13 protein-coding genes are annotated in these 11840 nt (G+C 62.5%); 3 read left to right on the forward strand and 10 right to left on the reverse strand.

The genetic code is table 11. The annotated features are described in order from the left end of the window. Window positions 1–7: 7 nt before the first annotated feature. From LFT47_RS00775 to LFT47_RS00785, 3 genes are read right to left on the reverse strand one after another with little or no spacing between them, the layout of a single operon-like run. Window positions 8–1012, reverse strand: a complete 1005-nt coding sequence (locus LFT47_RS00775; protein WP_236814174.1) for an NAD-dependent epimerase/dehydratase family protein — start codon at window positions 1010–1012, stop codon at window positions 8–10. Continuing rightward, a complete protein-coding gene (locus LFT47_RS00780; protein ID WP_236814176.1) occupies window positions 1009–1980 on the reverse strand; it encodes an aldo/keto reductase in 972 nt (323 codons plus the stop codon). The genes LFT47_RS00775 and LFT47_RS00780 overlap by 4 nt, the downstream gene beginning before the upstream one ends. 29 nt (window positions 1981–2009) lie before the next feature. Next, a complete protein-coding gene (locus tag LFT47_RS00785; RefSeq protein WP_236814179.1) occupies window positions 2010–2855 on the reverse strand; it encodes an aldo/keto reductase in 846 nt (281 codons plus the stop codon). Between the two features lie 164 nt (window positions 2856–3019). Here LFT47_RS00785 and LFT47_RS00790 point away from each other — a divergent pair, with 164 nt between their 5' ends. The 3 genes from LFT47_RS00790 (at window position 3020) to LFT47_RS00800 (ending at window position 4546) form a co-directional block, all read left to right on the forward strand. Beyond that, the gene (locus tag LFT47_RS00790) at window positions 3020–3925 is read left to right on the forward strand and encodes a helix-turn-helix transcriptional regulator (protein WP_236814180.1); all 906 of its coding nucleotides are present in this window, start codon (window positions 3020–3022) and stop codon (window positions 3923–3925) included. 145 nt (window positions 3926–4070) lie between these two features. Beyond that, complete coding sequence (locus tag LFT47_RS00795; protein ID WP_236814183.1) at window positions 4071–4277, forward strand: hypothetical protein; 207 nt, start codon at window positions 4071–4073, stop codon at window positions 4275–4277. Then, entirely contained in the window at window positions 4274–4546 is a 273-nt protein-coding gene (locus LFT47_RS00800) for a hypothetical protein (protein ID WP_236814184.1), read from the forward strand. Before LFT47_RS00795 ends, LFT47_RS00800 begins: the two co-directional genes overlap by 4 nt. Window positions 4547–4628: 82 nt before the next feature. Here the strand turns inward: LFT47_RS00800 and LFT47_RS00805 are convergent, their stop codons facing one another. The 7 genes from LFT47_RS00805 to LFT47_RS00835 all read right to left on the reverse strand — a co-directional run bounded on the left by LFT47_RS00805 (window position 4629) and on the right by LFT47_RS00835 (window position 11815). Next, entirely contained in the window at window positions 4629–4838 is a 210-nt protein-coding gene (locus LFT47_RS00805; RefSeq protein WP_059388369.1) for a dodecin, read from the reverse strand. A gap of 271 nt (window positions 4839–5109) precedes the next feature. Then, window positions 5110–6465 (reverse strand): MFS transporter, encoded by a 1356-nt coding sequence (locus LFT47_RS00810; protein WP_236814186.1) that lies wholly within the window; start codon window positions 6463–6465, stop codon window positions 5110–5112. A 66-nt stretch (window positions 6466–6531) separates the two neighbouring features. Beyond that, the gene (locus tag LFT47_RS00815; RefSeq protein WP_236814188.1) at window positions 6532–6912 is read right to left on the reverse strand and encodes a RidA family protein; all 381 of its coding nucleotides are present in this window, start codon (window positions 6910–6912) and stop codon (window positions 6532–6534) included. Next, complete coding sequence (locus LFT47_RS00820; protein WP_236814190.1) at window positions 6909–7652, reverse strand: hypothetical protein; 744 nt, start codon at window positions 7650–7652, stop codon at window positions 6909–6911. Before LFT47_RS00820 ends, LFT47_RS00815 begins: the two co-directional genes overlap by 4 nt. Continuing rightward, complete coding sequence (locus tag LFT47_RS00825) at window positions 7645–8637, reverse strand: membrane dipeptidase (protein WP_236814192.1); 993 nt, start codon at window positions 8635–8637, stop codon at window positions 7645–7647. The genes LFT47_RS00820 and LFT47_RS00825 overlap by 8 nt, the downstream gene beginning before the upstream one ends. Beyond that, window positions 8634–10352, reverse strand: a complete 1719-nt coding sequence (locus tag LFT47_RS00830) for a hypothetical protein (RefSeq protein WP_236814194.1) — start codon at window positions 10350–10352, stop codon at window positions 8634–8636. Before LFT47_RS00830 ends, LFT47_RS00825 begins: the two co-directional genes overlap by 4 nt. A gap of 2 nt (window positions 10353–10354) precedes the next feature. After that, entirely contained in the window at window positions 10355–11815 is a 1461-nt protein-coding gene (locus LFT47_RS00835) for an aldehyde dehydrogenase family protein (protein WP_236814196.1), read from the reverse strand. Window positions 11816–11840: the final 25 nt, after the last annotated feature.

The following is an 11840-nucleotide window of genomic DNA, read 5'->3' on the forward strand; positions in this document are numbered from 1 at the left end:
TCGGTTGCTAGATCGGCCTCCGTGACCATTGGACCAGTTGATCGCTGAGTTTCATGAAGTCCTGGTCCACGTGCTTGATGCCTGGATGTTCATCATGCCACCGGACGATCTCCCGAGCGCCTGCCGCGAAAGGAATTTCTGCGCGATACGAGGGAACGAGCGTCTTGATCTTGGTGTTGTCGAAGACCACGGAGTGGGACCTGTCCCCGAGAAGACCGGGACCAAGCTCCGGGGAGTGCGCGGCAATGGTCTCCGACGCGATGTGCACCAGTTCGGGGTCCGGCACTCCAGCCGCCGTGGCGAAGAGCCGGTAGACCTGGTCCCACGGGAGCGCTTCGTCAGAGGTGATGGTATAGCTTTCACCAACAGCCTGCGGCTGGCCCAGGAGGCCGAGGAAGGCCACCGCAAAATCATTCGCATGCGTGAGGGTCCACAGCGAGGTACCGTCGCCGTGGACCACCACAGGCAGGCCTTCCCGCATCCGATGGATGTCCGTCCAACCGCCCAGAAGGGCGATCCGCGTGCGGTCGTAGGTGTGCGAAGGCCGAACGATAGTCACGGGGAATCCCTCGTCGCGGTAGGCCCGCACAAGAAGGTCTTCGCACGCGATCTTGTCCTGGGAGTACTTCCAGAACGGGTTCCTTAGCGGGGTCGACTCAAGGATCGGCAAGTGTGCGGGCGGCTTCTGGTAGGCCGAAGCCGAACTGATGAACACGTACTGACCGGTCCGGCCGCGGAACAGCTCCACCGCGGCAGCCACATGCTCCGGCGTGAAGGAGATGAAGTCGGCGACGACGTCGAACTCGCGGCCGTTCAGCACCTCCGCGACCTCGACGGGGTTGCGGATATCTGCCTGGAGCAGTTCCGCGCCCGGAGGGGCCGGCCTTTCCGAGCTCAGTCCGCGATTGAGCATGGTGAGCCGGTGACCCAGCGCGACGGCGCGCTCCGCCGCCGCCGCGCTGATGGTCCCGGTCCCGCCAATGAACAGCAGCCGTAACGGTGCCGACGTCACCACGCGTAGTCTTCCGGCGCGGTCCGGTGGCCCGGGAAGATGTCGTCGAGCCGCTTGAGGGCATCGGCGTCGAGGGTGACATCCAAAGCCCTGATGGCGGCGTCCAACTGCTCCTGCGTGCGCGGACCCACGATCGGTGCGGTCACAGCCGGCTGGTGCAGCAGCCAGGCCAAGGCCACATCGCCGGGCTCGTGGCCAAGGTCGTCGGCGAGGTCCTCGTACTGGCGGATCTGGTCTTCGTGCTTCTTGAGGGTCTCGGCCGCGCGGCCCTCAAGGCGACGGACGCCGTCGCGCTCTTTCTTCAGGACGCCGCCCAGAAGGCCGCCGTGAAGCGGCGACCACGGGATCAGCCCGAGGCCGTACTGCTGGGCGGCCGGGATGACCTCCAGTTCGACGTTGCGGGTGAGCAGGTTGTAGATGGACTGCTCGCTCACGAGTCCGTTGTAGTTGCGCCGCGCGGCGGCCTCCTGGGCTTGGGCGATGTGCCAGCCGGCGAAGTTGCTGCTTCCGGAATACAGGATCTTGCCCTGCTGGACCGCTACCTCAATGGCCTGCCAGATCTCGTCCCACGGCGTGTTCCGGTCCACGTGGTGGAACTGGTACACATCGATGTAGTCGGTCTGAAGGCGCTTGAGGCTGGCGTCCAAGGCACGCCGGATGTTGAGGGCGGAGAGCTTCGACTCGTTGGGGCGGTCCGTCATGGTTCCATAGAGCTTGGTGGCCAGGACGACGCGTTCTCGGCGCTCGCCGCCCTTGGCGAACCAGCGGCCCAGGATTTCCTCGGTCCATCCCCGGTGCTCCGTGCCGCCGTAGACGTTGGCGGTATCGAAAAAGTTGATGCCGGAGTCCAAGGCTGAGTCCATGATGGAGTGCGCTGCGGATTCCTCCGTCTGCGGGCCGAAGTTCATGGTTCCGAGGCACAAGCGGGAGACGCTGAGGCCTGAGCGGCCCAAGTGGGTGTACTGCATGGTTGGGGTTCCTTACGCTGCGGTGGTTTCTACATCTGGCTGAAGGACGCGACGGCGGGGTCGGCGCCGAGGCGGGCACCGGCGTCGAGCGCGCTGATGGCTGCCAGTTCGTCCCGGGAGAGCTGCAACGACGCTGCCGCGAGGTTCTGGCGGATCCGTTCCGGGTGGACGGACTTAGGGATGACGATGTTGCCGGTTCCCAGATGCCAGGCCAGGACGATCTGTGCCGGGGTGGCATCGTGCGTTTCGGCGAGTTCGGTGACCGTTGCCGACCCCAGGTCCGCTCCCTGTCCCAGCGGGCTGTAGGCCTCGACGGCGATCCCGTGCGAGCGGCTCTTCGCTGCAAGTTCCCGCTGCTGGAAGGTCGGGTGCAGTTCGATCTGGTTGACGGCGGGTACGACGTCGGCGAACTCGAGGAGGGTATCGAGGTGTTCGGGCAGGAAGTTGGAAACCCCGATGGCCCGGGCGCCGCCGTCGGCATGGATCTTTTCCAGGGCCTTCCACGCGTCGACGAACAGGCCCTGGGACGGCACGGGCCAGTGGATCAAGTAGAGATCAATGACGTCGAAGCCGAGTTCGCGGCAGCTGTTGCTGAACGCTGACGCTGCCTGGCCTTGTTCGCCATTGCGGAGTTTGGTGGTGATGAAGAGTTCCTCCCGGGCGATCCCGGAAGCCTTGATTGCCGCGCCGACGCCGGATTCGTTCCGGTAGGCCGCAGCCGTGTCGATGTGCCGGTACCCGGCTTCAAGGGCGTCCTCAACGGCCTTCTGGGTCTCGGCAGGCGGGACCTGAAAGACGCCGAAGCCGAGCTGGGGGATGGTGACCGAGTTGTTCAGGACGAGCCCGGGAACGGTTGAATTCTGAGCGTTGGACATGTCCGGCCCTTTCGTCGCTGGTGGGTGGATTGCCTGACTGGCTTTTTCGAGCCTATGCACTTTCGGCACAACAAGCAGTAGTTTTGACGCCCCCTGCTTTTCCTAGGACTCGCAGTCCTACCTTGGCCGTAGAAACAGGCCGCTAGGGAGGGAAGAATGGGAACATGGGTCAGAGCGCCGAATTCGGAAAATTCCTCAAAGCCATGCGTGCCCGGATGTCGCCGGAGGATGCAGGGTTGCCGGACGCGTCCGGCGCGCGCCGGGTTCCCGGGCTGCGCAGGGAAGAGATTGCCCGACTGGCCGATGTCAGCACGGACTACTACACGCGGCTCGAACAAGGCCGCCATATCCATCCGTCCCGGGCAGTCCTTGAATCGGTGTCGAGGGCGCTTCGCCTGGACTCAAGCGAGCACACCCACATGATGGACCTCCTTGAGCATTGCGCGTCGAGCGCCAAGGCACCGACTCCCGCACCACGGGTGCGGCCGGCCTTGCGTCAACTTCTGGACGCCGTGGGCGACGTTCCCGCGCTCCTGCTTGGCCGGCGCAGCGACGTGCTCGGAGCCAATCGGATGGCGGTCTTGCTCTTTGCCGACTTCCCGGCCATGCCCGCTGCCGAGCGGAATCTCACGCGCTGGCTGATCCTGGACCCCCAGGCACGCGAGCTGTTCCGGGACTGGAAGACGGTTGCCGCGGAAGCCGCCGGTGCACTGCGTGCGGATATCGGGCGGCACCCGGACGATCCCCAAGCCAACCAGCTCGTGGGCGAACTCGCCGTCAACAGCGAACACTTCCGCCAGTGGTGGGCAGGGCATCGAGTGGCCGCCCGTTCAGCCGGGACTGTCCGCCTGCACCACCCCACGGTGGGGGACGTGGAACTGAACTTCGAGAACCTGTCCCTGCCGGAGGATCCGGACCAGGTCTTGCGGGTCTATTCCGCGAAGGCGGGTTCGCCGTCGGACGATGCCCTGAAGTTGCTCGGTAGCTTTGGTGCGGGAACGGCGTTTGGTGCCGGAACGGCGACGACGGGCCCGGAGCTGTCCGAGCGTCATGCAATGGGCGAAAGCTGAACCAGTTTCAGCCAAAAGTGCTCCACGTCACTGTGCTGCTGCATAGTGATTTGGCGTGATTTTGTCTTAGTGCCCATTGGGCGGCTTTTGAATCGCGTTTACGCTGAATCCAGACCTTTTCGCATATCAAGGATGGAATTCAACGATGAAACGCATCGCGCTGCTCAGGGAGCGGGCAACCACCGCCGGGTCCGCCGGATCCACGGGCTCGCATTGCCCGGCATCCGGTCAGTGGAGCCCTGAAGGAGAACCCCACGTGGTGCGCACGTTCTTCGAGGGCCACGTCTTCCCGTCCCACAACGGCGCGGCAACAGTCTGGCGCCGCCAGTACTTGCTCGCTGAGTCCCGATGAGTCCTGAAACCTTGGGCGTGTGGGGCCCAAGCCACTTCACGACGTCGGCCCAACGGCCCGCTGGAGCGGCCCTTCGCCTGCCGCCGTCGAAATGGTCGGAACTCAGCCGCGGCGAAGCCGTCTGGATCCACGAGGAAAAATGGGGTTTCGACGCCGGCCTTGTGGACGAAGTTTCTTCCGACCACGAATTCCTGTGGATCGATTTTGCCGGCCGTGGCCGGCGACTCCTCTGTGGCGGTGACCCCGTCCAAGTCTGGACCCGCGGGTGAGTCCAGCCTCGCAACTGATGGCCGCCAGCCTTTCCACAGAAGGGCTGGCGGCCATCGTCGGTTTCGGGGTGTTGAGGGCTTGTTAACGCTCCAGGCGGAATCCGAGTTTGATGGTTACCTGCCAGTCGGCAACGGCGCCCTCGCTGAGGTGGCCGCGGATTTCCTTGACCTCGAACCAGTCGAGGTTCCGGAGGGTCTGGCTTGCGGCCGCAATCCCGTTCCTGATGGCGGCGTCGACGCCCTCGGACGAAGTTCCAACAATTTCGGAAACGCTGTATGTGTGGTCAGCCATTCTTGCTCCTCATGATCGTCCTTGATGCCTGAACTGCGGGCCTGGCAGGCCGTGAAAGCAGACTAGCCGACGCAGGGCCAGGGGACTAGGGTCTGGTCCCCGCCGACGCTCGCTCACCTATGGTTTGTCCCCTCCCGACGCTCGCTCACCTACGGGGCCTTTCGGCCGAACGCCCGCTCACCTATGAGGCCTTTCGGCCGAACGCCCGCTCACCTACCGGGCCGATGGCCAAACGCTCGGTTGGGGCCCCGGTCAGCACCGGCTTCGGACGTCACGTGCGGAGGGATGCGGCTTCCTCAAGGTTCTGGCCTTTGGTCTCAGGAGCCATGAAGTAGCTGACTGCTGCGCCGATGAGTGCGATGCCTGCCGCAATCCACATGGTCCCGGAGAGGCCGAGGTGCGTCAGTGCTAGCGGGGTAGCGAAGGTGCCGATGGCGGCTCCGACCCGGCTTGTTCCGGTGCGCAGGCCGACGGCGGTCGCCCGCACCTTGGTCGGGAAGAGTTCGTTGGGGTAGATCCATTCGAGAATTGAAGGTCCGCCGTTGAAGATGGCGTAGAAGGCGAAGGCCAGTGCGATCAGGGCGAGCGGCGCGTTTGGGAAAATTGCGAGGAAAAGCAGCCCGACGCCGGAGAGGACAAAGCCCCAAATCAGGACCGGCCGGCGGCCGAGTTTGTCCACGACCAAGAGAGCGACGATGTTGCCAACGAGGAAGAAAAGGTTGATCAGTCCGTAGCCGATGTTCGCCTCGTCGCCAGACTGGAGGTTGAACAGTGCGAGGATCTGTGGACCGAAGGCGTAGATCGAGAACAGCGTGACGATGGTGCAAGTCCAAAAAATTGAGATGAAGACAACTCGATTCAGATAGCCGCCAGTCAGCACGAGCCGGAAGGCTTTCGCGGTACTGAGCTTGGCTGCGTTCGGATCGTGTGCCGTGATTCCGTCCAGAGTCGCGCCCTCCCCGATGGTCTTCTTGAGGATGTCGAGGGCTTCCTCGCGACGGCCTTTCCCGACGAGCCAATGGGGAGATTCGGGGATGGTGGCCCTTGCGATGAGGATCAGCACCGCGGGAACGGCAGAGGACAGCAACATCCATCGCCACCCATCATCCAAGGACAGAAGCCAATAACCGACGAAGGCGGCTACCGTCGCCCCGACAAACCACATCGCATTGAGGCCGCCAAGGAGTCGAGCACGCCAATTCTTTGGGACAAATTCTGCGACGAGAGCTGTTGCAATGGGGTAGTCAGCGCCCACCGCGATGCCGATCATGAGCCGCAGGACGAACAGTTGCCACGGTTCCTGAACGAAAAACTGGGCGATGGAGAACACGATGATGGCAATGAGGTCGATCGTGTACATAAGCTTGCGCCCGATTTTGTCGGTCAGGTTTCCGAAGATCAAGCCTCCGAGGAAGACGCCGATCAGTGCGGAGGCGCCAATGAGACCGTTCCACCAGTCATTCATATGCCAGGCGGGAATTATCTGCACCAAAGCTATGCCGATGATTGCGAGGATATATCCGTCGAGAAACGGACCCCCTGAACTGAATAGGGTAAGGCGTTTGTGGAACGAATTGAGCGGTGCCGAGTCGAGGGTAACCTCGACCGTTTTGGTTGGGAGGAGCATGATGGTTCCGATCCGGGAAGGGGATAGCGTCATTGGATACCCCAGCAGATCCGTATTTTTATACGGTCACGCTGTTGTTGTTGCGATGGCATCGATTTCGATGCGCTTCTCGCCCCTGAACCTTGCAACCTGAACGGTGGTGCGGGGAGGCAAGGGGTGGCCGCTGAGCCTTGTGAGGTACGCGGCGTTGTATTGATCAAACTCGTCGAGGTCGGCTAGGAAGACGGTAATTTTGAGAAGGTGCGACAAACTCGACCCCGCGCACTTGAGGGCCGCTTCCAGGTTGTCGAAGGCCTGGACAACCTGGCCAGAGATGTCGGCTGGTACGGTTCCGTCGTCGCAAGACGGTACCTGGCCGCACATGAAGATGAGGCCGCCGACTGCTGCGGAGGCCGAATAAGGCCGGGGATTGCCGTCGGTGAACTGGGTTCTCACGATGGTGTTCATGCGTCCGGTACCAGGAATTTCCGGGACAACTGGTACATCTTCTGCCATTCTTCTTCACTGACTTTCAGGGGTTTGGCGGGAATGGAACTTGTCTTGAGATCGATCGGGGAAGCCGCTGGCAACACGATGATGCTGGTCACCTCTCGTTCCTGATGCCCGTCGGGAACTGAATCGATCAGGTCGTGGGGAGGCTCTTGGCTGGCGATGACGCCTTGGCTGGTGAGGGTCCGGTCTTCGATTCGGGCGAGGTTCCCCGTCTCGTTGCCTGCAGTGGATGTGACCAGGATGATCGTCCTTTGCAACGAAGCTGAGCGCCGGATCAACAGGTCGTTCCAGAGCTGCGCTTGGATGCAGGGACTGCTGGTTCGAGCCGCGGAGACTTCGTCCGCGGGGTAGTCCAAGGCACAATCTATGAGCTGGAGGGCCGTCCGCAGCCTGGGTTGGCGGGTGGTGACGAGCTCCGTCAGGTTCCCGCCGCCCCAGAAGGCGGGGGCCGCCGTCGCCGGCTGGGACGGTGTTTCCCAGTCCGCGTCAAGCAGTGCCATGAGTTGACTGAGTCCGTCATGCTGGTCGCATTCCGAGCGGAGAATCGCGAAGGCTCCCTCCTGGGCCTCGGCTGGGTCTGCCCCTGCCGCACAAAGTGCCCTGTAAGCTGCCTCCTTGATTTCGCGCGGCTGGATGGAAATCGTCCGGGCCGCTGGATCGGCTTTGCGTGTCGTCCGGGCGGTGGTGTCAGACATGCGCGTGTTCCTTCGTGGTGTCCATGACTTCGGTGAAGAGCCGGCTCCAGTTGCCGCCCATGACAGCGCCGATGACGTCGTCGGTAAGGCCTGTCGAGGACAAACCCTCCGTTAGCCGGGGGAAGTCCAGGGGGCCGCTGAACCAGTTTGGCCACAGTGGCCACGTGGGGGCATCTTCTGGATGAGTGGGTTGCCAGCGGCCATTGCGGAGCCAGCCGACAAATTCCTGGTCCCAGCCTCTGGTGCAGTCACTTCCGATGCCGATACTGGTGGGACCGTACAGGTCGACCATTCGAGAGACCATGCTGCAGAAACTTTCGAGGGTGACCCCCTCCCCGCCGCTGACAGTCGGATACAAGCAGCAGCCGATGACGCCGCCCCTCTCGACGAGGGGCTGGATGACCTCGTGGGGTTTGTTGCGGGGGGTGTCATAGAACCAGAGAGGGTTGGAATGGGTGATGGAGACCGGGACCGCTGAGGCTTCGATCGCCTCACGGCTCGTCCGATATCCGACATGCGAAAGGTCGATGAGCATTCCCACCCGATTCATCTCCTCCACAACTACTCGGCCATACCGGGTGAGGCCGGCATCGCTTGACTCAAAGCACCCGCTGCCGAGAAGGTTTTGGTTGTTATAGGTCAGTTGGGCTATCCGGACTCCGAGTCGATGGAACAGCTCGACGTTTCGGTAGTCGTCTTCGAACGGGCTTGTGTTCTGGAATCCCAGGAACACGGCAATCCTGTTCTGCCGCTTCGCTTTGTCGATGTCCTCTCCGGTTGCTGCAAGGAACACTAGATCCTGATTGCGGTTCGCGAGTTCCAGCCATTGGCCGACCGACCGGAGGGTATCGGCGGCGTTTTCCCAGACGGCGCAAGTGGCGTTGACGGCGCTGACGCCGCCAGAACGCAGTTCCTCCAGGACAGGACGGTTCCAATTGCTGATCTGGAGTCCGTCCACGACGGTAAGCCGCTCATGAAGACTCATCGTGCCGAGTCCTGGGGCGCGGTGGGGAAGAGCCAATCATCGGCGTCGGTGCTGTTATTGATGTCCGCTGCCCGGGGTGCTCCGCTGAACAGGGTGACGCGCAGCCAGTCGGTGGATTGGGGGCTGAAGTTGTTCATCCCGTACGTTGCCAACTGAAAGCGTTGTGTGCTCAAGGGCAGAAACTCGGCGTCGACAAGGTTGTCCCGGAGCTCTCCGTAGTAGTAAGGCCGTGTTTGTTGAACGCGTGCTGCGGCAAAGCGGTGCATAGGGTAGGCCAGGAGAAACTCCGTGATGCTACTGTGGGCCGGAAAACTTTCAAGGTCCTCCGTGAGGGCGCTGATCCGGCGAGCGATGTCAGTGCAGTGTTCTACCGTGCCAGGGCGGCGGCCAGCGCGTGGTGCCCGACGGGGTTCTTCATTGGCTTCGGAGGAGAACCAGTAGTAGCTTGCGCGTTCCGGGTCCACGAAGTCGTAGGCTCGGACCCAGCCGTAGTTTCTGTCGAGCAACTGCTTCAGCTCCCAGCAGCGCATGGTCGTGTCGGTCCATGTGGTGTCGGGAACCGTGAGGAGGGCCTCCGCAGCGTCGTCAAAGTCGGAGCGCAGTTCAACGACTATGGAGGCGAAGAGTCCGCGGGCTTCCGGACTCAGGGCCGTCGCGACCTCGTGGAGTCGGTCGAGCACCCGAGCGGGCTCGGACCCGGTGGACCTGTATGTCTGCAAGTCTGCGAGGAGTTGCTGTAGTTGAAGCCTGATCGCTTCGGCGGGCAGGAACGGGGCAGTTTCGAGTGCGTGTTTCTCTGCGAGATAGCGGTCCGCCTTTCTGAGCAGCTCCGCTACACGTGCGAGGTCAGGATGGTCGGGGCGATAGTCCTGGCCGAGACCTGCAGCGAGGGGAACTTCCCGCAACCTGCACCACGCGTCCAGATAGCCGGGGTGGTTGATGACGAAAGGGACCATGCCCAGGCCGGTCGCGTTGCCCAGTCCCAGATATTTGCTCCACTCGGTATTGAGGGACGCGGCCGTGGTGCCGCGTTGCACGGCCTTTTCGCGGGCGACGTGTTCCACCATGTCCATGCTGAGCTCGCGCAGGAGCCAGGCGGTGAGCATTTGGGAGCGGTATGGGACGGCCAAGGGGTGGTCCGTAGGGAAGTCCGCGAACTCCTTCAGGCCGAATTTTCCATTGCCGTAGAACGCGGTGCTGCGGATGAGGTACGGGCTGGGTCCGATGAAGTCGACATCCGGTTGGTCGCCGGCGGCTAGGCAGTCGCTGACGTAGTCAAAGAAGCGGGCACTTCGATTGGCTCGGGTGAGGATGATCGTGTCCGGGTCAACGCGGCCGCGCTCCTGGACGGGGACATTTCGTCGCAAGTCCGCTTCCCGTTCGGGGTTGAGATCGCCTTCGATGAGGGCTGCGGTGACGTCCCAGGCATCAGCGATGACGCGGTCCGTGCGTTCGCTTTCATCCAAGGTGCGGGAAAAGGCGATGAAGCTCAGCTTCCGGCCTTCGGCATCCACGGTGTAGACCGCCGTACCGCAGCCCTCCGCATCGAATTCGAGTCGGGTACGGGTTACGGACCATTTCCGGGCTGCGGCTCGACGGAGGAAGGTGCGGGCGAAACTGTGACGTGTGGCCCAGGCTCCGTTCATGTCGGTGCCGGAGAGAACCTCGTGTGGAGGCCGTAGCTTGGGTACGACTCGGTGGTCCAAGAGTGTCATGATCATGCCTTTTCGGGTGCAAGGCGCAGGTACGCAGTCTTTTCATGGGTGAAGAAGGCTGCAGCGGCTGCATTGTTCTGTTCGCGGGGCCCGGCGAACGTCGAATCTTTCATTCCGCCGAATGGTGCGTGCAGTTCCGATCCAGTGGAGGGTGCATTGACCTTCACCAGCCCGGCGTCCAAATAGGTGACGCATTTTCGGACGGCGCGTTCATCGCTCGTGAACACTGCTGCTGTCAGCCCGAAGTCTGTGCTGTTCGCCAACGCAATGGCGTCATCCAGGGTGGAAGCCCGTAGGACCGTCACAACGGGTCCGAACACCTCTTCATGGCAGATAGTCAACGATGCCGGCCCGGTCAGGACAGTAGGCGGAACAAAACATCCGTCCGAGTCCGGAACCGCGGCCTGGGCGATGATTTGCCCGCCTTCGGAGAGAGCTTGGCCGATCGCCGATGTGATCTCGTCCCGCGCGGAAGCCGACACTACCGGGCCAATCTGCACCGACGGATCCGTGCCCGGCCCCACAGACAAAGCGGCAACCTTCTCCCTCAGCTTTGTGAGGAATTCCTCATGCCCGTCGCCGACGAGAATTATCCGGCGCGTTGCTGTGCATTTCTGGCCGGTGGATCCCATGGCCGCGTTGACGGCACTACTGGCAGCCAGTTCAGGGTCGGCGTCAGGGAGAACCAGCGTTGCATTGTGTCCGCCTAGTTCCATTTGCAGCTTCGCTCCGCGACCACAGACGAGGGCACGGATCTGGTGGCCCACGGGAACGGAGCCGGTGAATGTCACCCCGGCGACTTTCGGATGGGACACAAGTTCAGAACCGAGCGAACCTGGTCCTAGAAGCAGGTTCGCGACGCCGGCTGGAAGCCCGGCTTTCGCAAGGATGTCCATCAAGAGGACGGAGACGCCGGGGGTGTTGCTTGCCGACTTCCAAACCACCGTGTTCCCATGCAGCAAGGCTGGGGCGATTTTCCAGGCCGGGATCTGCAAGGGGAAATTCCATGGAGTGATCACGCCGACGATGCCCAGGGGTCTGCGGACTGTAACGATGCGCTCGTCAGGGTGGCTGGAAGGATAGTCAGCGCCAACCGGGTTACGGGCAGAGCCGGCGTGGTAGTCAAATGTGTCAGCCGAGGCGTCGACCTCCAGCCGCGATTCGGCCAGTGTCTTGCCGTGTTCTGCTGTCATCGTCCTAGCGATCTCTTCGGCTCGTTCGCGGATCATCTGGGCGACAGTCGACAAGACGCGACCTCTGGCCAGAATTCCGAGCCGGTCCCAAGCTGGCGCAGCCACAGTGGCAGCCTGTATCGCCTTTGCCAGATCCTCGGAACCTGCTTGACGGTACGCGGTAACCGCTTCGCTCGGTGCTGCCGGGTTGAAACGGTAGGTGATAGCCCCGGCGCTTTCTATCCAGGCGCCGTTGATGAAACTGCTGGCGGGCTCGGTCAATACGGGCATTATCTAACCTCTTGCTGATTGGTGA

This window comes from Arthrobacter sp. FW306-2-2C-D06B (genome assembly GCF_021789175.1).
Taxonomy (GTDB): Bacteria; Actinomycetota; Actinomycetes; order Actinomycetales; family Micrococcaceae; genus Arthrobacter.

Bases quoted from the DNA above. Each gene is read 5' to 3' on its own strand.
- LFT47_RS00780 (WP_236814176.1), bottom strand. From the start codon at position 1,980: ATGCAGTACACCCACTTGGGCCGCTCAGGCCTCAGCGTCTCCCGCTTG.
- LFT47_RS00785 (WP_236814179.1), bottom strand. From the start codon at position 2,855: ATGTCCAACGCTCAGAATTCAACCGTTCCCGGGCTCGTCCTGAACAAC.
- LFT47_RS00790 (WP_236814180.1), top strand. From the start codon at position 3,020: ATGGGTCAGAGCGCCGAATTCGGAAAATTCCTCAAAGCCATGCGTGCC.
- LFT47_RS00795 (WP_236814183.1), top strand. From the start codon at position 4,071: ATGAAACGCATCGCGCTGCTCAGGGAGCGGGCAACCACCGCCGGGTCC.
- LFT47_RS00800 (WP_236814184.1), top strand. From the start codon at position 4,274: ATGAGTCCTGAAACCTTGGGCGTGTGGGGCCCAAGCCACTTCACGACG.
- LFT47_RS00805 (WP_059388369.1), bottom strand. From the start codon at position 4,838: ATGGCTGACCACACATACAGCGTTTCCGAAATTGTTGGAACTTCGTCC.
- LFT47_RS00810 (WP_236814186.1), bottom strand. From the start codon at position 6,465: ATGCTCCTCCCAACCAAAACGGTCGAGGTTACCCTCGACTCGGCACCG.
- LFT47_RS00815 (WP_236814188.1), bottom strand. From the start codon at position 6,912: ATGAACACCATCGTGAGAACCCAGTTCACCGACGGCAATCCCCGGCCT.
- LFT47_RS00820 (WP_236814190.1), bottom strand. From the start codon at position 7,652: ATGTCTGACACCACCGCCCGGACGACACGCAAAGCCGATCCAGCGGCC.
- LFT47_RS00825 (WP_236814192.1), bottom strand. From the start codon at position 8,637: ATGAGTCTTCATGAGCGGCTTACCGTCGTGGACGGACTCCAGATCAGC.
- LFT47_RS00830 (WP_236814194.1), bottom strand. From the start codon at position 10,352: ATGACACTCTTGGACCACCGAGTCGTACCCAAGCTACGGCCTCCACAC.
- LFT47_RS00835 (WP_236814196.1), bottom strand. From the start codon at position 11,815: ATGCCCGTATTGACCGAGCCCGCCAGCAGTTTCATCAACGGCGCCTGG.